Here is a 21,207-nt window from a genome sequence, read left to right as displayed (position 1 = left end):
GAGGAAACCCGATGTCTCGTATCGTCGATCTCAGCATGACCGTGGAAGAATGTGACTCCGCGCCGTTTGCGCCTGATGAAAAGTATTTCAAGTTGAAGCCGATCATCAAATGGGAAGACAAAGGCTTTGTCTCGAACACGGTGCAGATGACCGTGCACGTCGGCACCCATATCGATTCGCCGCACCATTTTTTCCGCGACATGCCGTCCATCGAACAGCTGCCGTTGGAACCGATGATGGGTCAGGCGGTGATCATGGATCTCACGGCGCGCGGCGTAGCGCATGCGAAAATCACTACCGAAGACATGGTCGAGGCCGAGCAAAAACTTACCCGCCAAGGCGTGACGATCCCGGAGGGCGGCATGCTGTTTTTGCGCACCGACTGGCCCAAAGGCCACGACACCACCGATCCCAAATGGTGGAACGATTCGCCCTACCTAACCAAGGAAGCGGCCCAGTGGCTGGTCGGCAAAAAGCCGGCGGTGGTCGGTTTCGACTTCGCCCAGGAAGAAAAAGGCGCGGACTATCAGCAGGCCGATCAAATTTTGAACAGCGCCATGCGCGTGCACCGAACGATTTTACCGCGGGTAGTTTTTCAAATCGAAAATCTAATCAATCTCGATCAAATCGGCTCCACCGCGCAAATCGTCGCCCTGCCGGTCAAATGGAAGACCGAATCCGCGCCGGCGCGGGTGATCGCGATTCTCGATAATTGAAGTGTCTTTACCACGACAAACACACAGGACTACTTGTAAGGGCGAAAAATCATTCGCCCCTACCGCAACTCAAAACCGCGCGTGCGTCGTGGTGAAGAAATTTTTTTACCTTAGCCACGTTACATGAAAGCAGTCCGCGTCCATGAACTCGGCGGCCCTGAAGTGCTGCGCTACGAAGAGACGGCGAAGCCGCGACCCAAGGCTGATGAAGTCCTAGTCAAGATCGAAGCCGCCGGCGTCAACTTTCTCGACATTTATTATCGCTCGGGCTTTCATTGGGGCGGCCATCACCGCCGCCCGCTGCCGTACATTCCCGGCGCCGAAGCGGCCGGCACCGTCGTCGAACTCGGCGCCGATGTGCAGGGCATCAAAATCGGCGACCGCGTCGCTTATGGCATATCGAACGGCTACGGCTCCTACGCCGAATTCTTTGCTGCGCCGAGTTGGCATCTTTTCAAATTGCCAAGGTCGATCGACAGCCAAACCGCCGCCGCGGTCATGCTCCAGGGCATGACCGCGCATTACCTGACGCACAGCACCTATCCGGTGAAACCGAACGACAGCGTGCTAATCCACGCCGCCGCCGGCGGCACCGGCTTGTTGCTCGTGCAAATCGCGAAAATGCTCGGCGCATGGGTGATCGGCACGGTGTCGGCGGAAGACAAAGCGCGGCTCGCGCGCGACGCCGGCGCAGACGAGACGATCAACTACACGGAAAAAGATTTCGCCGCTGAAGTGAAAAAACTGACTGACGGTAAAGGTGTCAACGTGGTCTACGATTCCGTCGGCAAAGACACTTACGAAAAAAGCCTCGACTCCCTGGCGCCGCTCGGCGCGCTGGTCATCTTCGGACAAGCCAGCGGTCCCGTGCCGCCCTTCGACACCGCGGTGCTAAATGCCAAAGGATCTCTGTCACTCGCGCGTCCAAGCCTGACCCACAACGTCGCAAGCCACGCCGATGTCGAGCGGCGCGCCGGCGACTTATGCAAATGGATCGACAGCGGTAAACTAAAAATCAACATCGGCAAAACTTTTGCTCTGGCGAATGCTGCGGAAGCTCATCGCGAAATCGAATCGCGCCGCTCGGTCGGCAAGATCCTGCTCATTCCCTAATCGTGAGAAATGTACGGCTGGCGCGCTAAAATCGGACGCATATCCCCTTCCCCCGAAACCGTCGGTTGCGAAGAGTGGCGCCGCGCTCTGCCCGACGGCGTCTGCCTGGTGGAAACCCGCACACTGCTGCACGACGTGACCGTCGAAGGACTGGCGGAAACTGTCAAGCAAGTCGAACGGGCCGCGTTGGAACTGGCTTCGGCCGAAGTCGATGTCATTTTGCAAGCCGGCACGGCGATCGCATTTTTTCGCGGCTTCGGTCACGACCGCGAATTAAGCCAACGCATCACCACGAGCACCGGCATCAAAGCCACCACTTCGCTCACCGCCGTGGTCGCGGCGCTGCGGACGCTCGGCATCGAGCGGCCGGCGATTGCGACTTCGTATCTCGCCGACATCGACGCGCGCTTGGTCGATGTACTGGAGCAATCGGGATTTAAAGTCGCCGCGATCCGCGGCATGGGGCTCAAGCGCAGCATCGACATGGGCAAAGTATTGCCGGACGCGACCTATGAATTGGCCAAGCAAGCTGTGCGCTCGGCGCCAGACGCCGACGGCATTTTAATTTCATGCGGCAATCTGCGCAGCTTCGAAGCCATCGAGCCGCTAGAAAAAGATACTGGGTTACCGGTGGTGACAAGCAATCAAGCAGGACTCTGGCAAGCTCTACGAATGGTGGGCGTCAACGAACAGCTGCCCAATCTAGGCCGACTGCTACGAGATCATTGACCCGTCCGAATCTTCCCTTAGCGCCCCTTCGACGTTGCTCAGGGCAGGCTTTGCGGGAAAATTTCTTTTCGAATGCAGAGCTACGAATGTTCTTCCTGGCAGAACCACTCCGCCGGCAACTGTCGTCCTAATTTTCGTTCCCGCGCCAAGATGAGAATGCGCGCCGCGCAGGCGGAGAACTGTAACCCCAGCCCGAGATGATTGAGCATACAAGTGATATCGGCGGCGCTCTTCCTGCCGGCAATTTTACTCGCCATGATTTCTGACAACTCCGGCTTGTTGCGCCAATCCGCGGCGGTATTTTCCAATTCGGCGCGGCCGTAGTCGCCCTTACCGAACTCGGGAACCTTTTGCTCCTCGCCGGGCAGGGTAAAAAGTTTGGCCGCCTCGCGCGTCGACACCGCGATCAAATCGCAGCGCACCAAGGCATCGAGCATCATCTCGCTCGGCCTGATGGTGGTGATATGCATGCCGGCTTCCATCCACGCCGCCGGAAAAAACGGATCGAGAGCATTGGTCGTCAGCGAAACGACATCGGCGTTTTCCGCAGCTTGCTCGGGCGATCCAACGGCGATCAACTTTGCGGTTGTCTGCCTGCGCATCTCGCCGACGAAACTTTCGCGATTCGCTTTCGTCGGGCTATAAACTCGCACTTCTTCGATGGGCAATGTTTTACACATCGCCAGCAAAGCCGGCCGCGCCTGCCAGCCCGAGCCGTAGAGCGCCATGATACGAGAATTTTTCCGCGCCAAATATTTCGCCGACAAGGCGTTGGTGACGCCGACGCGAATCGCTTGCATAAAACCGTCGGGAAAGATCCCGAGCAGTTCGCCGCTGGCGATGCTGAAAACTAAAACCAGGCCGACATATTTATCCCCTTGCGCCAGCGGCACTTTGACACGCCGTTGCCGGCCACCGACCACCGGCCAAGTGAGCACGTCCGAAGTGACGCGCAGGGTAGTGACGCCGGCATCCGGCAACGACGCGCAAGAAGTTTTGAGCCCATGATAACTATCGGCCAGCGCTCCCGGCACGAGCAGATCCTGGCGCGGCATGTTCACCGCCCGGCCGTTGCCGAGCGCCATCAAAGCCGGCTCCAAGACGGCAAAACATTCGTCTAGGGTAAAAATGCTTTCGATCTCTTGATTGGTAAGGATGAGCGTCATGATTAGCCTATTACGATTTCACTGGTTTGAGCAATGTAAAAGTTAGCAGTGACGCGCTGAGCGGAAAAAGCGCAATCGCGCTCAGCGCGGTCGGTAATCCATAAGCATCGGCGATCAGTCCCGCGACGATCGGCGCCAGAAACGACAGACTCATGTTGGCGCCGTAAATAAACGCGACGATGCTGCCGGAGAGCTGTTGCGGCGCTGATGACATCGCCGCCGAAACGATCACCGGTCGGAGCGCCCACAACAACGCACCCAGTGCACCAAGACCGATGGCGAGAATCGCGCCCGAACCGAGATAAGGAATCGCCAGCACGACGATGGTGCTGAAAAACGAAAACACCATAATCAATCGGCGATGGCCAATGCGGTCGGAGATCCAACCGACCACAGCCGGCGCCACGCCGGCAAAGAGAAACAGTATCGACATATAGGCGCCAGCCACAGCGCTGGGAAGTTTTAGATGCAACGACAAGTAGAGCGGCAAGAAGGAAGCCAACGCCGTCTGCCCCATGGCGCGCAGCGTCGAGATCGCGACCAGAGCGCAGACCAATTTATTTTTGACGACATCGTCCCAAACCGCCCGGCGATAATCGCGTCCGCGCGGCACGGCGAGAGCGGTTTCCGAGCCGAACAGCGCATAGGCGACGCCAATCACGATACCGGGAATGCCCCAGAGCAACAGTGCCATGCGCCAGTCGAAAAAGGTCAGCAGAAACCCCAGCGCCAACGGACCGATGACTTCGCCCAAGTTGGCGCTGCTGTCATGAACGCCGAGGGCAAAAGCTTTTTGCTGGGAATATTTCGCCGATAAGATCGCCAGCGATTGGGGATGAAACCAACCGCCGCCAAAACCGGCGAGCGCCATGAAGAACATCAACGCCGGAAAACTCGCCGACGCGCTCAAGCCCCACGAAGCTAATCCAATCAAGGCGATGCACGCGCCCAACCAGAGATTACGCTGGCGCGCCAGATCGGCCAGAAAACCCGAGGGAAAACTCGCCACGCCGGCCAGCAATGTGCGCGCCGAAGCCAACCCTCCCGCTTGCGCCAGACTCAGTCCCAGCGCCCCGGTGATGATCGGCAAAATCACCGCGATGACGGCGTTGAACAAATGCTCAGTCATATGCGCCGTCGAGTTGGCGGCCAACCGACCCCAACTGGCAAGCGGCGCGCTTAGATTCGACGCGGTTTCAGTTTTCGACAAGACATAGTCCTAAAAAAAAGGTCGAGTACTTGCCGATTGACCTACACCAATCTCGGCAAGCCAGCAAGGCGCGCGGTTCGACACGCGAGCGGGTAAAGCCGAAATCAACCCGGCATTTTGCGATCGGGGTATGAACCCCGCTCGCGACCAAAGGGGATGCTCGCCCCCTTTGGAAGCCCCATTTAGTTGTGCCCGCCGCAAGCAGCGGGGAATATTAGACTCAAATCATGGGAAAGCGAAAATTTAGTCTTGAACCAACCGACTCAATCGATTTCGACGAGTTTTCTTCTGGCGCTTTGGCCGCGCAGAATGCTGACGTGGGATTTGGCAATGTGAAAATATTCGGCGAGCAGTTCGATCACGCGACCGTTGGCGAGCCCATCGCGCGCCGGTTCACGCACCGCCACTTTGAATTCGCTCGGTGAGATCTCGGTGACGATTTCTTTTTTCGCCTGGGGTTTGACCGTGATCCAAATTTTCCGCGCCATGACCAAAAATAACGCGCCGGACGCGCGGTTCAAGTGTTGCGCGCCAGAGGGAAACCGTCGTTAGCGCGCTTTGTGCATCATGTCGAGCAACTGCTGATAGGAGCGCAGGAGATCGGTGGAAGTGACAATACCGCACACGCTGCCGTCTTCTTCCACCACCGGCAGACAATTGATCCGTTTAGAAATAATTTTACCGACAGCGTCGACGATATGCGTATTTCGTCGAACCGTCACCGGGTTCTGGGTCATGATTTGATCCAACGTCTTGGTCCGCGAATTAGGGTTACGCGCTAGGGCGCGCAAAATATCGCGATCGGAAATCACGCCGACCAGCTGACCGTGGCTATCGACCACCACGCAGTGGCGAAAAAACCGGTCATTCATTAAGTTCGCGGCTTCGCTAAAGCTGTGATGCGGACTGAGAGTGACAACTTTCGAAGTCATCACGTCGGCAACTTCGGTCGGACCGACGATCATTCCAGGTTCCGTGTTTGCTGGTTTTTCATTGCTCCTGCGGTGAATTCCTTGAATCATGTCTGGCCTCCTTGCGTTGCCTGCCTTACTGGGTGCTCCAAATTGTAATGACAAAGCAATTCTCACACCAATCACTTCCGTTTGATCCTCGGGCCGACGTGCTCCGTCTTAAAATGCTCGAAATGGCGCGATTGCGAACATATGAGACAAGCTGTCCGCCAGACCGCAAAATGACACCAGCATTATTTTCCTAGGACACCGTTCAAACTCCGCTCATCACTGCGGCAACCGCGGCAGAAACGACCCACTAAACGGCCGACGATTGGTCGATTGTACCCTTTGTGTACGTAGCGTGGGCCCTGTGATATTAAAGAAACCGGAAACTAAGAGGAGCTTCGATGACTCTGATACTCAACAACGATCATGTGCAGCAAGCGCTCAACGTCAAGGAATGCCTGGCGGTGATGGAAGAATCCTACCGCGAGCAAGCGGCCAGCCGGGCCGTCAACCGACCCACTTGCCATTCTTACTTGCCCCACGCCCTGCCGAACTCTACCTATAGTTTTAAATCCGTCGACGGCGGCATCGGTAAATATGGCGTGCTCGCGCTGCGCGTCACTTCCGACGTTGTCCAGGAACAAGAAGTACACGGCTCGGTGCGGCTGGAAAAGTTGCCCCTTGCCGGCAAAGGGATGTTCGTTGGCCTGGTGCAACTTTTCAGCGCTGAGACCGGCGAATTGCTGGCGATCATGCCGGACGGCTTCATCCAGCAAACCCGCGTCGGTGTCACCAGCGCCTTGGGAATGAAAGTGATGGCGCGGCGAAACTCCCAAGTGCTCGGCCTCATCGGCTCCGGTGGCCAAGCCAAAGCGCACTATCGCTACATGACCGCGGTCATGCCGATCAAGAAAGTCAAAGTCTATAGTCCCAACGCCGAGCATCGAAAAGCTTTCGTCGCCGAGATGGAAAAAGAAACCGGCGTCGCCGGCGAGCCGGTGGCGAGCGCCGAGGAAGCCGCGCGCGGCTGCGACGTGATCTGCAGCGCGACCAATTCGTCGCGCCCAGTAGTTAAACTCGAATGGTTGGAACCCGGCATGCACTACAACTCGATCCGTGAGTTCGAGACCGATCTCGAAGTGTTAAACCGCTGCGATCCGATCGGCATCCACACGAATTTCGGCGGCATCCTACACTTCCAACCGCCGGGAGTAATAGACGACATGCCCGGCGTGCGCCGCGAAAAGCCCCGCGACTGGTCCAAGTATCCCGAGATCTGCGATCTCATCGCCGGCAAAGCGCCGAGCCGCGCCAACGACAAGCAAATCACTTTTTTCTTGAACAACGTCGGCACCGGCGTCCAGTTCGCCGCCATGGGCTACTGCGCCTACAAAGCCGCCAAAGAAAAAGGCATGGGCCAGGAAATTCCCAGCGAGTGGTTTATGCAGGATATCAAACCGTGAAGAATTAGCGGCGCTAGCTATTGCCCCATCAACTTTTTCAAACGCGCGATCACGTCCTTGGGTTGCGCCATCGCGTCCGTGGCTAAGAGCTGAACTTCCTCGCCGGTGGTTGGGTCCAAATCCAATTTTTTTCTTTTCGCCTCGGCGATGAAGTCGGCGTCTTTCATGGTTCGGCTGAACGCTTCGCGCAGCGTCTTTACCACTTCCGGGCGCATTTTTGGCGGCGCCATGAAGGGGCGGTGAAATTCGCCCGAGGCGAGCAAGGCGGTCGCCAAGCGCCGCGCCAATTCAGGCGATTTATATCTATCCATCAGCTCGTAGATCGTCGGCACGTTGGCGAGTTTCTCTAGCCGCGCTTTGCCGCCCTGCACTAGCTCACGGGTAAAGCCGTTCTTGCGCCAAGTGAGAAATGGCTCGCGCGAAAAATACGCCTCGGTGCTAAGCGAGCGACAGACGATCTCGCCGCGCTCGACGCCGAGATCGATCTCGTTGCCGCCCTGATAGCCGGCGATGACGTTGAACTTCGCCCCCACCGTTTCTTCCAAAAGCTTCGGCACGAAGTAGCCCATGTTGCTGAGTCCGGTGGTTCCGCACTTGGGCGGCTCCTTAGCCGTGCGCACATCTTCGATGGTTTTGAACGGCGTATCGGCGCGCATGTAGAGCACCTGCGGCGATTTGGTCGCGTTGCCGATCCAGTTGAACTTGGTCCAATCGAATTTCACCTCGGCGCGGCCGATCAGCTGCTCGAAATAAAGCCCGGCGTTGATCGCGCCCATAGTCAAGCCATCAGGCTTGGCGATGTTGTAGACATGATTGGCCGCGATCATATGGCCCGCGCCCGGCATGTCTTGCACGATCATGTTGGGATTGCCGGGCAAATATTTTCCCATGTAGAGCGCGATCGCCCGGGCGTAAAGATCGTAGAGATCGCCGGCCACGGTGCCGACGATGATGGTCACGGTCTTGCCCTGGAAGTTGGGCGTCTGCGCGTTGGCGTTGCGGCCGAGCAATACACTTAAGCTCATCAGCACGAAATAAATCTTCCGCGTCATGGTTTTGCCCTCCATGGGATTCGCGAACCGACGATCGCACTATTCTTGGAGAATCTTTTTGACCCGCTCGACCACATCGCGGGGCTGGCTGAGAATATCGTTCAGCAACGCCTGCAAATCCTCGCCCGCCGATGGCTCGACATCCATGCGCGCCTTTTTCGCCTCGGCCAATAGTTCCGGATCCTTCATCGACTGGGCGTAGGCCGCGCGCAAATTTTTAATGCGATCCGCCGGCGTGCCCGGCGTGACCAGCATCCAGCGGCCGAACTCGGCGCCGTCGAGCAGCACGCGAGCGACTCGACGATTGATTTCGCTGGTTTTGTATTGATCCATCAGCTCGTAAACCGTCGGCGCTTCCGGCACCTGAGGATCGCGCTTGCGGCCCGATTGCACCAGATGACGATCGAAACCTTTTTTATGCCAGGTATCGAAAGGCTCTCGGCCGTAGTGCGGATTGATGGTGTTGCCACGGCATTGGATCTCGCCCTTCTCCACCGCCAGATCGATCTCGTTGCCGCCGGGATAACCCATCACCGTGCTGATCTTGGCGTTGAGCGTGACTTCGAGAACCCGATCGAGAATATAGCCCGCGCTCGACACCCCGGAGCTGCCGCACTTGGGCGGATCTTTGGCGTTGATCAGGTCACTGACGGTTTTGAACGGCGCGTCGGCGCGCATGTAGAGCAGCATGAAGTTTTTTTCTTGGGAGCCAATGATTGACATCTTGCGCAGGTCGAAACGAACTTCTTTGTGGCCGGAAAGCTGTTCGAGATAGGTATTGCTGTTGGGCATCAGCAGCGTCACGCCGTCGGGTTTGGCAACGCCATAGACGTAATTGGTCGCCACCAGCGAGCCGGCGCCCGGCATCGTCTGGACGATCATCGACGGATTGCCCGGCAAATATTTTGGAATGAAGCGCGCCAACAACCGCGCCCAACGGTCGTAAAACCCGCCCGCCGACGCGCCGACGATGATGCGAACCTGCTTGCCTTTGTAAAAAGGCTCAGCCTGCGCGTGAATCTCGCTCGCACTCACCATGATAACCAAAGACAAGGCCACAGAAAAATTATTCTTCCAATATGTCTGCACAAATTCTCCTTAAACTCGAAACTGAAAACCCGAAACTCGAAACCTTCAATGTCACCAAGTCTCCGCCCGTCCACCCTGCACCCACCAATTCAAGCGTGGCTCGATTTTCATCTCGTAGCCTTTACCATGAGCCTTGGCCAAATCGTAACACTTTTTCGCCAACGCGATGTCGACGATCCCCTGACCGCCTTGGTTTTTGTAGAGAATGATCTGCTTGTCGTTGGTCCGACCTTTGACTTTGCCGGCAAGCACGTCGGAAATCTCGACGACTTTGTCCCAGGTAATCACGCCATCCTGCACCGGCCAATAGATATCGCCTTGCTGCGAATCGATCGCCTGGGCTTTCGATAGCGCGACAATGAAGTCGCAACGCTTGAGCGTTGCGTCGTCGATCTCCCGGCGTGGCGCGGCAAGATTGCCGCTCTTGACCAACTCGATGTTGCTGCCGACGACGGAAATAATGTATTGGCCCGCCTCTAACCAGGCGCCGTCGAGCACCGGCACGTTGGTGTTGGTCATGCAGAGAATGATGTCGACATCTTTCGCCGCCAACTCCGGCTTGTCGACCGGCGTCACCTTCACGCCGGTCTTGGCGCTAATTTTTTTCGCAAAGCCTTCGCGATGCGATGGCGTCGGGCTAAAAACTTTCGCGCTGTCGATCTTACGCATCTCGCACAAACCGGCGAAGGTCGCCCAAGCCTGCATGCCCGAGCCATAAATCCCCACCCGACGCGCGTCCTTGCGCGCGAACAAATCTAAACCGGCCAAGCTCGTCGCCGGCGTACGCAAGTCAGCCACACCGGTAAAATCCCGCGGCCGATGCGCCATCACGCCAAGCAGCGAACCCGTGTCGGAATCGTAAATCAACGCCAACTCGGTCTGATCCGGATTAAACGGCGGCCGCTGCTGGGTCGCTCCGGCGATCGCCTTGCGGTGCAGCGCTACCTGCGCGCCAACCGCGCCGTAGTTCGCCGAACCGCCGGCGTAAATATTGAGCACCGTGTCGAACGTCCCTTCGCCGACGTTGCGATGCAGATTCAACCGCTTGCGCGGCGCGCAAACCCCGTTGGGCGAAATCATATCGCGTAACGAGTTTTCGGTGATCTCGACCGCTTCCTTAATCGGAATCATTTGATCGACATCGTCGGAGTGAAAGAAAAGTGCCATGGAACCTCCATTCGGTTAGCCTGAGTATTAGCAGAAGTCGCTCTGCCACAGATCTCTTACCCTGCTCATCTGCGGCTCCGACAGTGACGGCATGTCAGAACAACCCACCGCCTCATCGACATGCGTGGCATTGGAAAATCCCACCAGCACCGCTGCCGTGGTTCGATGCATCAAGCCGAAACGAATCGCCGCTTGTGTCAAATCTTTGCCGTCGACGCCGAGGGCCTCTTTAACTTTCTCCGTGCGTTGCAGATCGATGGGATAATCGGAACCGGGCGATAGCGTGTTGCCGCTGCCGCCACCGCCGGCGCTGGGATCGGCTGTGAGTGCGCCGGCGGCGAGAATGCGGATGATGAATGCGCCCATGCCTTTGGCCGCGGCGCGCTCAAGGATCAAGCCGTAATCTTGCGCGCTGAAATTATTCGGCACCGGCTGGCCGGCGCTGGGATTGAGTAAATTGTAGTAACACTGGAAACCGTGAAACTCGCCGCTATCGACCAACTCGTGCAATGCCGGCGTTTCGCCGAGACCGCTGAAGCCGAAGAAGCCGGCCTTGCCGCGGGCGCGCATCGCTTTAAAGCCATCGATCACGCCGCCAGGGCCGAGCACGTCTTGCGGCGTCAAGCTGAAGCGCTTATCCATGCCGCGCTCCACGGTCACGCGCGTGTGCAATTGCACGAAGTCGACGCGCTCGCGGCCGAGCCTTTCAAGTCCGGCTTCAACCGCGCGAATCGTCGCTGCCTTCACGTCGCTGACGCAATCGGCTTCGAGTCGAATCTTGGTAGAAATAACGGGATCGACACCGAGATCTTTGAGTATCCGGCCTAAATTTTCTTCGGATTTACCCAAGCCGTAGGCGAACGCGGTGTCGAAAAACGTGATACCGCAATCCAATGCCCGCCTGACAACTTTAACCTGTTCGTCGTACGGCGCTTTCACCATCAACACCGCGTTGTTGCCACAGCCGAAACCGATCTCGGAAATTTTCACGCCGGTATTGCCGATGGTTCGATAGCGCATGAGTTACCTCCTGATGAAATTAACCCAATCGTCACCTGTTGCGTCCGATCCCCCCTTTGAAAAAGGGGGGAAGGGGGGATTTTCTTATGCGCGCAAAACTCAAATCCCCCTCAGTCCCCCTTTTCAAAGGGGGAAGTTCTGAGCGTTCAAATCATTGATCACAAATTCGCCAGCGTTGTCAGCACCGCCGCCGTATCGGCCAAATCGGCCAAGCACGCGTCCGGGCGCGAATACTCAAGCTCTTCTACCGGATAACGGCCGGTGCCGACAAGTAGACACTTCATGCCGTTGGCACGCGCGCACTCCAAATCCTTCGGCGTGTCGCCGACGATCACGCAGCGCTCGGCGGGAATCTCCCGCTCGGTCCATTCTTCCCAACGCCGTTTCGCCAGCGCCGGCAAATCTGGCCGATGATCGGAGTCGCTGGCGTAAGCGCCGCGGGTGACATAGTCGTCGAGCCCGGCCGCGGCCAGCTTCACCATAGCGCTCGCTTCAAAATTTCCCGTCACCACGCTGGCGCTCAAATCGTCGCGCAGCGAAAGCGCTTGCAACAATTGCAGCGCCCCAGGCAGCGCCCGCACCGTGGTCTCACCGCGGGCGACATGTTGGCCGTAGCTGGCGCAGAGGTTGGCGGAGAATTGCCGCCAGCGCGCGTCATCGATGTCGATCTGAACCTTGGCCGCGGCAAAAATATCGCGCACGATCGCCGGATCGGTGTTGCCGTCGGGAACCACCGTGCGAATGTCGCCCTCGATGCCGAAGGTTTGAAGAATCGCTTCGTTGAACGGCAAATAACCGTTCTCCGTACGCGTCAGCGTACCGTCGATATCGAAGAGAATCAGCCGTTCCATGGGTAAGAGACAGAGAATTGAGACAGAGTCCGCCCCGCCCTCCCTACTTATCGCAATTTTCAATCACTGTCTCTATCTCTATCTGGCATCTTTGTCTCTGTCTCAATTCTCTGTCTTCCCTCCCGCCACATTGACAAGCATAGTCTAACGAGATAGAAGTTTTTCGTAAGTTTTGCGCGACTGGCGGACGTGGAATTGACCACGAGGAAGCGCAAAGCACTAAGACGGCCGAACGCCTGGGTCTCTTAAATATAGAGGTCCAGGTTTTTTTTGTGGAGAGCATGCCGTCGAGCTAATGCCGGCGCGTGTTGTCCGCTTCTGACCTGCCTCATCGACACATCATCGACTCATGCTAGCGGCTGAAGAGGAAGATCGACCATGATCAAGCAATATTTGCTGTCACCGGGACCCACACCGATTCCCAACGAAGTGGCGTTGGCGATGTCGGAAACCATGATCCACCACCGCACGCCGCAATTTAACCAAATTTTCATCGAAGCGCGCGAGGGGCTGAAAAAACTTTTCGGCACCAAAAATGACGTCCTGATGCTCGCCTCCTCCGGCACCGGCGCCATGGAAGCCTCGGTGGCCAATCTATTTTCCGCCGGCGATAAAGTGCTGGTCGTCAACGGCGGTAAATTCGGCGAACGTTGGTTGAACATCGCCAACGCCTTCGGTTTGAATCCAATTGAAATGAAAGTCGAATGGGGCCAAGCGGTCAAAGTCGCCGACGTCGAAAAACAGTTGAAGGCCAATCCCGGCATTCAAGCGGTGATGATCCAAGCGAGCGAAACTTCCACCACCGTGCTCCATCCGATCAAAGAGATCGCCAAGCTGACCCAAAACGGCCCGCTGTTTTTGGTCGACGGCGTCACCGCCGTGGGCGTGGTAAACTTGCCGTTGGATGAATGGGGCATCGACGTGCTGGTTACCGGCTCGCAGAAAGCCTTGATGCTGCCGCCCGGCTTGGGTTTCATCGCGCTGAGCGATCGCGCCTGGGAAAAAACCAAACAAGCCAAACTGCCGCGCTTTTATTTCGATCTCAATCTCGAGCGCAAAAACCAGCAAAAAGGTTCCGGCGCATTCACGCCGGCGGTGTCGTTGATTTTCGGCGTGCGCGCCTCCCTGCAAATGATGGAGCGCGAAGGTCTGGCCAATGTCTACGCGCGCCATGATCGTTTGTGCCGCGCCACCCGCGCCGCGGCCACGGCGTTGGGTCTGAAATTGCTCGCGCCCGATAGCCCGAGTCCGGCGGCCACGGGAATTTATCTTCCCGCCGGTATCGACGCCGATGCCGTGCTCGAATACTTGCGCGACAAAATGAACGTCACCCTCGCCGAAGGCCAAGACCAACTCAAAGGCAAAGCGATCCGCATCGCCCACATCGGCTACATGGGCGCCTTCGATGTCATCATCGCCGTCGCCGCCTTGGAAATGGCGCTGAGAAAATTCGGCGTGGAAATTCCTTTCGGCCGAGGCGTCGCCGCGGCGCAGGAAGTTTTGATGGAGGCTCTGGCTTAACCATGAAAATTCTTGTCACCGATTCTCTAGCGCCCGAAGGCTTGGCGGTTTTCCAAAACGCCGAAGGTTTCGAAGTCGATGTCAAGATCGGCCTCAAACCGGACGAACTGAAAAAGATCTGCGAAATCTACGACGGCTGGGTGATCCGTAGCGGCACGAAAATTACCGCGGAATTGATCGAGGCAGCGAAAAACTTAAAAGTCATCGGCCGCGCCGGCGTCGGCTATGAAAACATCGACGCCGACGCCGCCACCAAGCGCGGCATCGTGGTGATGAACACGCCGGGCGGCAACAACGTCACCACCGGCGAGCACACGGTGGCGTTGATGATGGCCATGGCGCGCCACATTCCCCAGGCCGTGGCTTCGCTCAAGGGCGGCAAGTGGGAACGCAATAAATTTGTCGGCGTGGAACTGTGCAACAAGACCATCGGCGTCATCGGCTTGGGCAACGTCGGCCGCATCGTCGCCGAGCGCGCCGCCGGCTTGAAGATGAAAGTGTTGGGCTTCGATCCGTTCATCGCGCCAGATAACATCGCCCGCATGGGCGTCGAGCCGGGCACGCTGGACGAAATATTAACCAAAGCCGATTTTATCACCGTGCATGTGCCGCTCACGCCCGACACCCAAAGTTTGATCAACAAGGCGGCCTTCGCCAAAATGAAAACCGGCGTGCGGATAATCAATTGCGCCCGCGGCGGCATCGTCGACGAGCAGGACTTGGCCGACGCGATAAAATCCGGCAAAGTCGCTGGCGCCGCCCTCGACGTTTATGTCGACGAACCACCAGCAGCCGATCATCCGCTGGTCAAGCTCGAACAAGTTATCACCACGCCCCACTTGGGCGCCTCCACCGACGAAGCCCAGTTGAACGTCGCCATCGCGGTGGCCGAACAAATGGTCGAATTCCTCGCCCAAGGCGTAGTGCGCTACGCCGTCAACGTGCCGTCGGTGAGTCCCGAACTTTTGCAAGTGCTGCGCCCCTATCTCACGCTGGCGGAAAAGCTCGGCAGCCTGCACGCGCAGATGGCCGGCGCGCTGCCCAAGGAAGTTCAGGTCGAATACCGCGGCGACGTGACCCAATACAACATCGCGCCGCTGACCGTCGCCGTGCTCAAAGGCTTGCTCACGCCGGTGATGGAGTCGGCGGTTAATTATGTCAACGCGCCGTTGGTGGCTAAAGAGCGCGGCATCAAGATCGTCGAGTCCAAGGGCGAAGGGGTCGGCGATTTCGCCAGCTCGATCGTCGTGCGGGCAAAAAACGGCAAAGAAAATCTCGAAATCGAAGGCGCGATCTTCGGCGCCAAACATCCGCGCATCGTCCGGGTCAACGATTTTTATCTCGAAGCGGCGCCCGAAGGTTATATTCTGATCTTGCAAAATAATGACGTGCCCGGCGTCGTCGGCCTGATCGGCACGACCCTGGGCAAGCATGGCATCAACATCGCCGGCTTGGAGCTTGGCCGCAGTGAAAAGGGCGGCAAGGCGATCTCGTTCACCCATGTCGACGAGAGGTTGCCGAAAAATGTTTTAGAGGAACTGCGGGCACATCCGCAGATCGTCTCGGCCGAGTTGGTCAAACTGTGAGAAGACGGCAACAGGCATTAGGCATCAGGCATCAGGAAGATAAATTCCTCTTGACTATTGCCTGTTGCCTATTGCCTATTGCCTAACGAATATGTCAAACGTCGCAATCATCGGCGCCCAATGGGGCGACGAAGGCAAAGGTAAGATCGTCGACCTGTTTACTCAGGACGCCGACATCATCGTCCGTTTTCAAGGCGGCAACAACGCCGGCCACACCCTGGTCGTCAACGGCAAGAAAACGATTTTGCATCTGGTGCCGTCCGGCGCGCTGCATGCCGACAAACTCTGCGTCATCGGCAACGGCGTGGTCGTCGATCCGGAAATCTTGATCGAAGAAATAAACGCGTTGAAAGCCCAGGGCCATCTGCACAGCGATGCGCAACTGCGCATCAGCGAGCAGGCCCACGTCATCATGCCCTATCACAAGGCCATCGATCTGGCCCGCGAGCGGCTGCGCGGCAAGGGCAAGATCGGCACCACTGGCCGCGGCATCGGCCCGGCCTATGAAGACAAAGTCGCGCGGGTCGGCATCCGCTTCGTCGATCTGTTGGAAGAAGACACCTTTCGCGAAAAGCTCGAACGCAATATCGAAGAGAAGAATTTTTATTTAAAAGCGATTCTCAAAGAGAAGGCGCTGGACTTCAACGAGATTCACGACAGCTACGGCCGCTATCGCGACAAACTCAAAGGCTACGTCACCAACACCGGCCTGCTCCTCGACCAAATGATCCGCGCCGGCAAACGCGCTCTGTTCGAAGGCGCCCAGGGCACCTTGCTCGACGTCGACCACGGCACCTATCCTTATGTCACCTCGTCGAGCACCGTCACCGGCGGCGCCTGTTCCGGCTCAGGAGTCGGGCCGCAACATATTCAACAGGTCATTGGCATTTCCAAAGCCTACACGACGCGCGTCGGCAGCGGTCCGTTCACCACCGAGCTCGACGGTCCGGAAGGCGAAACGTTGCGCCGGGAAGGCGCGGAATTCGGCGCGACCACCGGACGCTCGCGGCGCTGCGGCTGGTTCGACACCGTCGGCGTGCGCCACGCGGTCAGAATGAACGGCATGACCGGTATCGCGTTGACTAAACTCGACGTGCTGACCGGATTTAAAAAAATCCCCATCTGCACCGCCTATCGTTATCAAAATAGAGTGATCGACGAATTCCCCGCCAGCACCAAGATCATGCAAGGCGCCGAGCCGATCTATGAAGAGTTAGAAGGTTGGAACGAACCCCTCGATAACATCAGAAACTTTTCCGACCTGCCCGCCACCGCGCAGAAGTATGTGAAGCGTATCGAAGCCATGATCGGCACTGAAATAATCCTAGTCTCCGTCGGACCCGGCCGCGAGCAGACGATTCTCTTGAAGAATCCCTTCGACAGTTAGAGCCAAGAGGGCGCGATTTATCGCGCCCCTACAATTCGGATTCCTTTTTTGCGCCTTTTGCGCTCCCGATCGCCCTGAGCTTTGTCGAAGGGTGCGGCCAATGCGAATTTCGATTTACCGCAGCTTAAAAATCTCCAGATACTGCTTCACCGTGGCGTCGAAGTCTTGGTAGTCCTCGGGATCTTCGACGAGGATCTTAAAGCCGCGGAAAAGTCTTGGCGGGTCGGGATCGACGTCTTTGCGCACGAGATGCGCTGAAAGCCGCGGAGCATTTCCTGGCCTTCCTTGGACAGCAGGAAGTCGTAAAACAGCCGCGCCGCGTTGGGATGAGGCGCTTTGGCGGCGAGCATTATCGGATTGACTTAGGTCACCGCCGGTTCGAGCGCCAGCCAGTCGATGGGCGCGCCGCGCGATGCGAGTCTTTGAATAGCTTGATTGTAAGCGAGGATCAGCGGATATTCGCCGGCGACTGTAAGTTGGACGCGCTCAGTGTTACCGCGCTTGAGCACAGGATCGAGCGTTGCCAGCCGTTTGAAATAGCTGACCGCCTTGTCCTTGCCCCACACCCGCTTCAATCCTTCGAGCATGCCGTTGGCCTCGGTATCGAGGGAAATCTGGCCCCCCTTCCATTTTGGGTTGAGAAGTTCCTCGTAAGTTTTCGGCACGTCCGCTTTTTTGACCAGTTTGGTATTCCAACCGAGCACGAAACTGTTAACGTAGTACGCCGTCCAGTAACCTTCCTTGTCGACCAATTGCTCGTCGATCATCTTGCTCTCTGGCGAATGATAGGAAGCCACCAACTTGCGCTGCAGCATCGGCAAGACCATTTCGCCCCGGCCGCAGACCAGGTCCCAATCGTAGCGCCCGCCCCTGGCCGCGGTAAAAATTTTATTCAGCAGCGGCCCGCCGCCGGTGCGAAACAGATTGAATCGGACAGCGAATTTTTTTTCGAAGGGGTCGGCCACACTCTTGCTCTGCTCGAGCGTCATGGTGGTGTAGTAAACGACTTCGCCCTCTTTCTTGGCGGCTTCGATCAGTTTGGGATTGACGCTGCTCTGGGCCCACGCCGAGGCAGACACAAGCAATGCCAAAACCGGCCATGAAACCAACCACCGCCGCCATTTCGCAAAAACCATGGGAACTTCCTCCACGCCCGAGTCGGGAACAACATGGATAGCATCTGGCAGATGGATTTCAACTTGCGCGGCATGGAGAAATAATATTTGCCGCCTTGGCCGAAACGACCTTGAATCCCCACGCGCGCCTGTCTATCATGGCGAGCATCAGAAACCGATCTACGGGAGGTCATTATGGACGGCGAAACCACTAGTAAAGACAAACTCGTCGGCGATCTAAAAAACCTGGTCGCCGACGCCGAGGGACTACTCAAAGCCACCGCCAGCCAGGCGGGTGAAAAAGTCACCGAAGCGCGCCAGAAGATCGAGCAGAGTTTGATCGAAGGCAAAAAAGCTTTGGCCGACGCGGAAAAAACCTTGGTCGCGAAATCCAAAGAGTGCGCCGAGATCGCCGACGACTACGTGCGCGAGAATCCCTGGAGCGCGGTGGGCATCGCCGGCGGCATCGGCCTGGTGCTCGGACTTTTGATTCGCGGCAAATAGTTTTCCGCGATGTTCGAGAAATTTAACGCCGCCGGCAACGCCAGCGGGCCGGGAGTGTTGCATGCGCTCAAAGCCGCCTTGGCGGCGCTGAGCGCGATCCTGCACACGCGTCTTGAGCTGTTCGCCACCGAACTCGAAGAAGAGCGCGAGCGGCTCAAGCAAACGCTGATTCTCACGCTGCTGCTTTTTTTCGGTCTGAGCTTCGGCTTTATTCTGCTGACGATCTTTATCGTCGCGCTGTTCTGGGACAAAGGCTGGATCGCCGCCATCGGCATATTGAGCGCCGTTTATCTCGGCGTCGGCGCCATGGCTGGATTAAAACTGCGCAGCGCCTTTCTCACCCGCCCCGGATTGTTTCCCGCCACGTTGGGAGAGCTGGGCAAAGACCGCGATCATTTAAGGACCACCTCGCGTGAGTAACCGGCTCGCAGATATCGCCCAGCGCAAGCAAGCGCTAACCGACCGCGCCGACCGCGAACGGACGGAACTGGCCGCGGCGCTTAATAAGATCCGCTCCCCCATCGACATCGGCGCAACCGTCCTAGGCCTCGGTCGCACACTCAAAACCCACCCGATCATCGCCGCCGGAATTTCCAGTTTTCTCGTCAGCGGCTACGCCGGCAAGTTGCTGAAATCCACCGGCGAAGTTTTGCGCTTGTGGAAGTTGTCTAAACCGATCTGGGACTGGTGGCGGAAGCGAAGAAGTAAATAGTGAGGAGTAAGCAGTAAGGAGATCCGCAACTCCTTACTTTTCACTCCTTACTCCTTACTGCTACTCCGTCCTCGCCCGCTCAACTTTTCTCGGATCGACGGCGCCGTTGACGCCGCTGGCGTTGATCGTGATCGCCTGCACCACGCCCAGCGCGCTTTGCTCGCGCACGACGTGGCCGCGCGCTTCCAGCGCCTTTTTCTGCTCGGCACCGAGCTTTCCCTCGACGCCCAAACGTTCGGGCAGCCATTGATGATGAATACGCTCGGCTTCCACCGCTTGTTTCACCGGCAATTTGAAATCGAGCACGTTGACAATCGTTTGCAGCGTCGCGTTGATGATGCGCGGCCCGCCGGCGGCGCCGACAATTAATTCGGCGCGGTTGCCGTTTAGAATAATCGTCGGCGACATGCTGCTCAGCGGCCGCTTGTTGGGCTCCAACGAATTGGCCCGGTTGCCGATCAAACCGTAAACGTTGCCGGTGTCGGCATGAATCGCGAAATCGTCCATCTCGTTGTTGAGCACGATGCCGGTGCGCGGCGCGAGCAATTTGGATCCAAAGCGTGTGTTCACCGACTGGGTGGTCGCCACCGCGTTGCCGAAACGATCGACCACGCTGAAATGGGTCGTGCCGCCTTTCTCGGCGTCATAATTGTAGTAGCCGTAAAAATTCGTCGGACGAGTTTTGTCCATCGCGATCCGGCCGCGAATCCACGCGGCATATTCTTTCGCCGTCAGCTTGCGCATCGGCACATGGACAAAATCGGGATCGCCCAAGTGTGCCGCGCGGTCGGCGAAAGCGTGTTTCATGGTTTCGCTCAGCAGGTGCAAATAGTCGGACGAGTTGTGCTTGAGCTCGGCAAGTTTAAAGCCTTCTAACACGTTGAGCATTTCCAACAGCGCCACGCCGCCCGAGCTCGGCGGCGGCATGGTGATCACGGTTTTGCCGCGGTATGAACCGATCAGCGGCTCGCGCCACACCGCTTTGTAATTTTTCAAATCGTCCAGCGTCATCACACCGCCGGCGTTTTTGAGCGTCTCGACGATCGCCTGACCGACCCAGCCTTGATAAAAAACCGCCGCGCCTTGTTGGGCGATCGCTTTGAGCGTTTCCGCCAACTCGCTCTGGCGAATCAGGTCGCCATCCTTCGGCACCTCGCCCTTGGGCATGTAGATGCGGCCGAGATCGGGATACTGCAGCATGTTTTTCTGCATGCGATCGACGGCCACGCGCATGGCCGGATCGATGGGAAAGCCTTCGCTGGCGAGCTTGATCGCCGGCGCGGCTAATACGGTCAACGGCAGCGTGCCAAATTTTTTGTGCGCTTCGACCAGTCCCGCCACTTCGCCCGGCACTCCGACGGCCAAGGCGCCGCTCAAACTCAACGACGGCACCGCCTTGCCATCTTTGGTGTAAAGCTCGCGGCGCGACGCCGCCGGCGCGGTCTCGCGAAAATCCAGCGCGAAAGATTTCTGGTCCTTGGCCCGGTAGATCACCATGAAGCCGCCGCCGCCCAATCCCGACGCCGCTTGGTCGACCACTGACAACGCCAATGCGGTAGCGATCGCCGCGTCGACGGCGTTGCCGCCGCGCTGCAAGATTTCCATGCCGCCGCGGCTCGCCAGTTCGCTGTCGGCGACCACCAGTCCAGACCCGGCCGACTGCGCGCCGACGCCAACAGTGAAAACGTTGAGGACGAAGACCAAACAGACGATGAAACGAATTTTAAGCAAAGCTCGCATAGTCTTGGGGTTTAATGCTTTGCCGGCGCATTTGCAAATAGAAATCCGCGCCAATCTATTTTGTCATCGACGTGAAATTGCCTTGCCAATCCAGCTGGCCTATTTCA

General features: G+C 57.6%; 22 protein-coding genes. 10 read left to right on the top strand and 12 right to left on the bottom strand.

Going from position 1 to position 21,207, the window contains the following annotated elements; genetic code table 11:
* Positions 1 to 11 precede the first annotated feature (11 nt).
* The 3 genes from EXR70_05550 to EXR70_05540 all read left to right on the top strand — a co-directional run bounded on the left by EXR70_05550 (position 12) and on the right by EXR70_05540 (position 2,558).
* Complete coding sequence (locus tag EXR70_05550; GenBank protein MSP37937.1) at positions 12 to 716, top strand: cyclase family protein; 705 nt, start codon at positions 12 to 14, stop codon at positions 714 to 716.
* Between the two features lie 123 nt (positions 717 to 839).
* A complete protein-coding gene (locus EXR70_05545; GenBank protein MSP37936.1) occupies positions 840 to 1,829 on the top strand; it encodes a quinone oxidoreductase in 990 nt (329 codons plus the stop codon).
* A 108-nt stretch (positions 1,830 to 1,937) separates the two neighbouring features.
* Entirely contained in the window at positions 1,938 to 2,558 is a 621-nt protein-coding gene (locus EXR70_05540) for a hypothetical protein (protein ID MSP37935.1), read from the top strand.
* A gap of 80 nt (positions 2,559 to 2,638) precedes the next feature.
* Here the strand turns inward: EXR70_05540 and EXR70_05535 are convergent, their stop codons facing one another.
* From EXR70_05535 to EXR70_05520, 4 genes are all read right to left on the bottom strand, one after another.
* Positions 2,639 to 3,724, bottom strand: a complete 1,086-nt coding sequence (locus tag EXR70_05535; protein ID MSP37934.1) for an ornithine cyclodeaminase family protein — start codon at positions 3,722 to 3,724, stop codon at positions 2,639 to 2,641.
* A gap of 10 nt (positions 3,725 to 3,734) precedes the next feature.
* Positions 3,735 to 4,934 (bottom strand): MFS transporter, encoded by a 1,200-nt coding sequence (locus EXR70_05530; GenBank protein MSP37933.1) that lies wholly within the window; start codon positions 4,932 to 4,934, stop codon positions 3,735 to 3,737.
* 263 nt (positions 4,935 to 5,197) lie between these two features.
* Entirely contained in the window at positions 5,198 to 5,422 is a 225-nt protein-coding gene (locus tag EXR70_05525; GenBank protein MSP37932.1) for a DUF167 domain-containing protein, read from the bottom strand.
* A 60-nt stretch (positions 5,423 to 5,482) separates the two neighbouring features.
* Positions 5,483 to 5,956 (bottom strand): CBS domain-containing protein, encoded by a 474-nt coding sequence (locus EXR70_05520; protein ID MSP37931.1) that lies wholly within the window; start codon positions 5,954 to 5,956, stop codon positions 5,483 to 5,485.
* Between the two features lie 338 nt (positions 5,957 to 6,294).
* Between EXR70_05520 and EXR70_05515 the strand changes: the two genes are divergently transcribed.
* Complete coding sequence (locus tag EXR70_05515) at positions 6,295 to 7,356, top strand: ornithine cyclodeaminase family protein (protein ID MSP37930.1); 1,062 nt, start codon at positions 6,295 to 6,297, stop codon at positions 7,354 to 7,356.
* 17 nt (positions 7,357 to 7,373) lie between these two features.
* On the opposite strand, the gene EXR70_05510 is transcribed toward EXR70_05515, so the two are convergent.
* The 5 genes from EXR70_05510 to EXR70_05490 form a co-directional block, all read right to left on the bottom strand.
* A complete protein-coding gene (locus tag EXR70_05510) occupies positions 7,374 to 8,423 on the bottom strand; it encodes a hypothetical protein (protein ID MSP37929.1) in 1,050 nt (349 codons plus the stop codon).
* Positions 8,424 to 8,447: 24 nt separating this feature from the next.
* Positions 8,448 to 9,497: a hypothetical protein gene (locus tag EXR70_05505; GenBank protein MSP37928.1), complete on the bottom strand. Its 1,050-nt coding sequence runs from the start codon at positions 9,495 to 9,497 to the stop codon at positions 8,448 to 8,450.
* Between the two features lie 51 nt (positions 9,498 to 9,548).
* Complete coding sequence (locus tag EXR70_05500; protein ID MSP37927.1) at positions 9,549 to 10,664, bottom strand: ornithine cyclodeaminase family protein; 1,116 nt, start codon at positions 10,662 to 10,664, stop codon at positions 9,549 to 9,551.
* A gap of 27 nt (positions 10,665 to 10,691) precedes the next feature.
* Positions 10,692 to 11,684: an aldo/keto reductase gene (locus EXR70_05495; protein MSP37926.1), complete on the bottom strand. Its 993-nt coding sequence runs from the start codon at positions 11,682 to 11,684 to the stop codon at positions 10,692 to 10,694.
* Between the two features lie 158 nt (positions 11,685 to 11,842).
* Positions 11,843 to 12,535, bottom strand: coding sequence for an HAD family hydrolase (locus EXR70_05490; GenBank protein ID MSP37925.1), 693 nt, complete (start codon positions 12,533 to 12,535; stop codon positions 11,843 to 11,845).
* A 378-nt stretch (positions 12,536 to 12,913) separates the two neighbouring features.
* On the opposite strand from EXR70_05490, the gene EXR70_05485 reads away from it, so the two are divergent.
* The 3 genes from EXR70_05485 to EXR70_05475 all read left to right on the top strand — a co-directional run bounded on the left by EXR70_05485 (position 12,914) and on the right by EXR70_05475 (position 17,029).
* A complete protein-coding gene (locus tag EXR70_05485; protein ID MSP37924.1) occupies positions 12,914 to 14,056 on the top strand; it encodes an alanine--glyoxylate aminotransferase family protein in 1,143 nt (380 codons plus the stop codon).
* Between the two features lie 2 nt (positions 14,057 to 14,058).
* Entirely contained in the window at positions 14,059 to 15,642 is a 1,584-nt protein-coding gene (locus tag EXR70_05480) for a phosphoglycerate dehydrogenase (protein ID MSP37923.1), read from the top strand.
* A 91-nt stretch (positions 15,643 to 15,733) separates the two neighbouring features.
* Complete coding sequence (locus tag EXR70_05475) at positions 15,734 to 17,029, top strand: adenylosuccinate synthase (protein ID MSP37922.1); 1,296 nt, start codon at positions 15,734 to 15,736, stop codon at positions 17,027 to 17,029.
* 146 nt (positions 17,030 to 17,175) lie between these two features.
* Here the strand turns inward: EXR70_05475 and EXR70_05470 are convergent, their stop codons facing one another.
* Both EXR70_05470 and EXR70_05465 read right to left on the bottom strand, forming a co-directional pair.
* Positions 17,176 to 17,379: a hypothetical protein gene (locus tag EXR70_05470; protein ID MSP37921.1), complete on the bottom strand. Its 204-nt coding sequence runs from the start codon at positions 17,377 to 17,379 to the stop codon at positions 17,176 to 17,178.
* 12 nt (positions 17,380 to 17,391) lie between these two features.
* Positions 17,392 to 18,165 (bottom strand): extracellular solute-binding protein, encoded by a 774-nt coding sequence (locus EXR70_05465; protein MSP37920.1) that lies wholly within the window; start codon positions 18,163 to 18,165, stop codon positions 17,392 to 17,394.
* A gap of 174 nt (positions 18,166 to 18,339) precedes the next feature.
* Between EXR70_05465 and EXR70_05460 the strand changes: the two genes are divergently transcribed.
* From EXR70_05460 to EXR70_05450, 3 genes are read left to right on the top strand one after another with little or no spacing between them, the layout of a single operon-like run.
* Positions 18,340 to 18,648, top strand: coding sequence for a DUF883 domain-containing protein (locus EXR70_05460; protein MSP37919.1), 309 nt, complete (start codon positions 18,340 to 18,342; stop codon positions 18,646 to 18,648).
* A gap of 9 nt (positions 18,649 to 18,657) precedes the next feature.
* Positions 18,658 to 19,068 carry a phage holin family protein gene (locus EXR70_05455; GenBank protein ID MSP37918.1) on the top strand — a complete coding sequence of 137 codons (411 nt, stop codon included), beginning with the start codon at positions 18,658 to 18,660 and terminating at the stop codon, positions 19,066 to 19,068.
* On the top strand, positions 19,061 to 19,360 hold the full coding sequence (locus EXR70_05450; protein MSP37917.1) for a hypothetical protein: 300 nt from the start codon (positions 19,061 to 19,063) through the stop codon (positions 19,358 to 19,360). The genes EXR70_05455 and EXR70_05450 overlap by 8 nt, the downstream gene beginning before the upstream one ends.
* A gap of 60 nt (positions 19,361 to 19,420) precedes the next feature.
* On the opposite strand, the gene ggt is transcribed toward EXR70_05450, so the two are convergent.
* On the bottom strand, positions 19,421 to 21,100 hold the full coding sequence (gene ggt / locus EXR70_05445; protein MSP37916.1) for a gamma-glutamyltransferase: 1,680 nt from the start codon (positions 21,098 to 21,100) through the stop codon (positions 19,421 to 19,423).
* Between the last annotated feature and the right edge of the window lie 107 nt (positions 21,101 to 21,207).

The organism is Deltaproteobacteria bacterium (genome assembly GCA_009692615.1).
Taxonomy (GTDB): domain Bacteria; phylum Desulfobacterota; class Binatia; order UBA9968; family UBA9968; genus DP-20.
The sequence above is the reverse complement of the archived record's forward strand: the minus strand, read 5'-3'. Positions and strand labels throughout refer to the sequence as shown.

Coding starts and splice junctions, on each gene's coding strand:
- EXR70_05520 (MSP37931.1), bottom strand. CDS start 5,956: ATGATTCAAGGAATTCACCGCAGGAGCAATGAAAAACCAGCAAACACG.
- EXR70_05470 (MSP37921.1), bottom strand. CDS start 17,379: ATGCTCGCCGCCAAAGCGCCTCATCCCAACGCGGCGCGGCTGTTTTAC.
- EXR70_05465 (MSP37920.1), bottom strand. CDS start 18,165: ATGGTTTTTGCGAAATGGCGGCGGTGGTTGGTTTCATGGCCGGTTTTG.
- EXR70_05485 (MSP37924.1), top strand. CDS start 12,914: ATGATCAAGCAATATTTGCTGTCACCGGGACCCACACCGATTCCCAAC.
- EXR70_05550 (MSP37937.1), top strand. CDS start 12: ATGTCTCGTATCGTCGATCTCAGCATGACCGTGGAAGAATGTGACTCC.
- ggt (MSP37916.1), bottom strand. CDS start 21,100: ATGCGAGCTTTGCTTAAAATTCGTTTCATCGTCTGTTTGGTCTTCGTC.
- EXR70_05480 (MSP37923.1), top strand. CDS start 14,059: ATGAAAATTCTTGTCACCGATTCTCTAGCGCCCGAAGGCTTGGCGGTT.
- EXR70_05500 (MSP37927.1), bottom strand. CDS start 10,664: ATGGCACTTTTCTTTCACTCCGACGATGTCGATCAAATGATTCCGATT.
- EXR70_05490 (MSP37925.1), bottom strand. CDS start 12,535: ATGGAACGGCTGATTCTCTTCGATATCGACGGTACGCTGACGCGTACG.
- EXR70_05455 (MSP37918.1), top strand. CDS start 18,658: ATGTTCGAGAAATTTAACGCCGCCGGCAACGCCAGCGGGCCGGGAGTG.
- EXR70_05510 (MSP37929.1), bottom strand. CDS start 8,423: ATGGAGGGCAAAACCATGACGCGGAAGATTTATTTCGTGCTGATGAGC.
- EXR70_05525 (MSP37932.1), bottom strand. CDS start 5,422: ATGGCGCGGAAAATTTGGATCACGGTCAAACCCCAGGCGAAAAAAGAA.
- EXR70_05460 (MSP37919.1), top strand. CDS start 18,340: ATGGACGGCGAAACCACTAGTAAAGACAAACTCGTCGGCGATCTAAAA.
- EXR70_05515 (MSP37930.1), top strand. CDS start 6,295: ATGACTCTGATACTCAACAACGATCATGTGCAGCAAGCGCTCAACGTC.
- EXR70_05475 (MSP37922.1), top strand. CDS start 15,734: ATGTCAAACGTCGCAATCATCGGCGCCCAATGGGGCGACGAAGGCAAA.
- EXR70_05545 (MSP37936.1), top strand. CDS start 840: ATGAAAGCAGTCCGCGTCCATGAACTCGGCGGCCCTGAAGTGCTGCGC.
- EXR70_05495 (MSP37926.1), bottom strand. CDS start 11,684: ATGCGCTATCGAACCATCGGCAATACCGGCGTGAAAATTTCCGAGATC.
- EXR70_05535 (MSP37934.1), bottom strand. CDS start 3,724: ATGACGCTCATCCTTACCAATCAAGAGATCGAAAGCATTTTTACCCTA.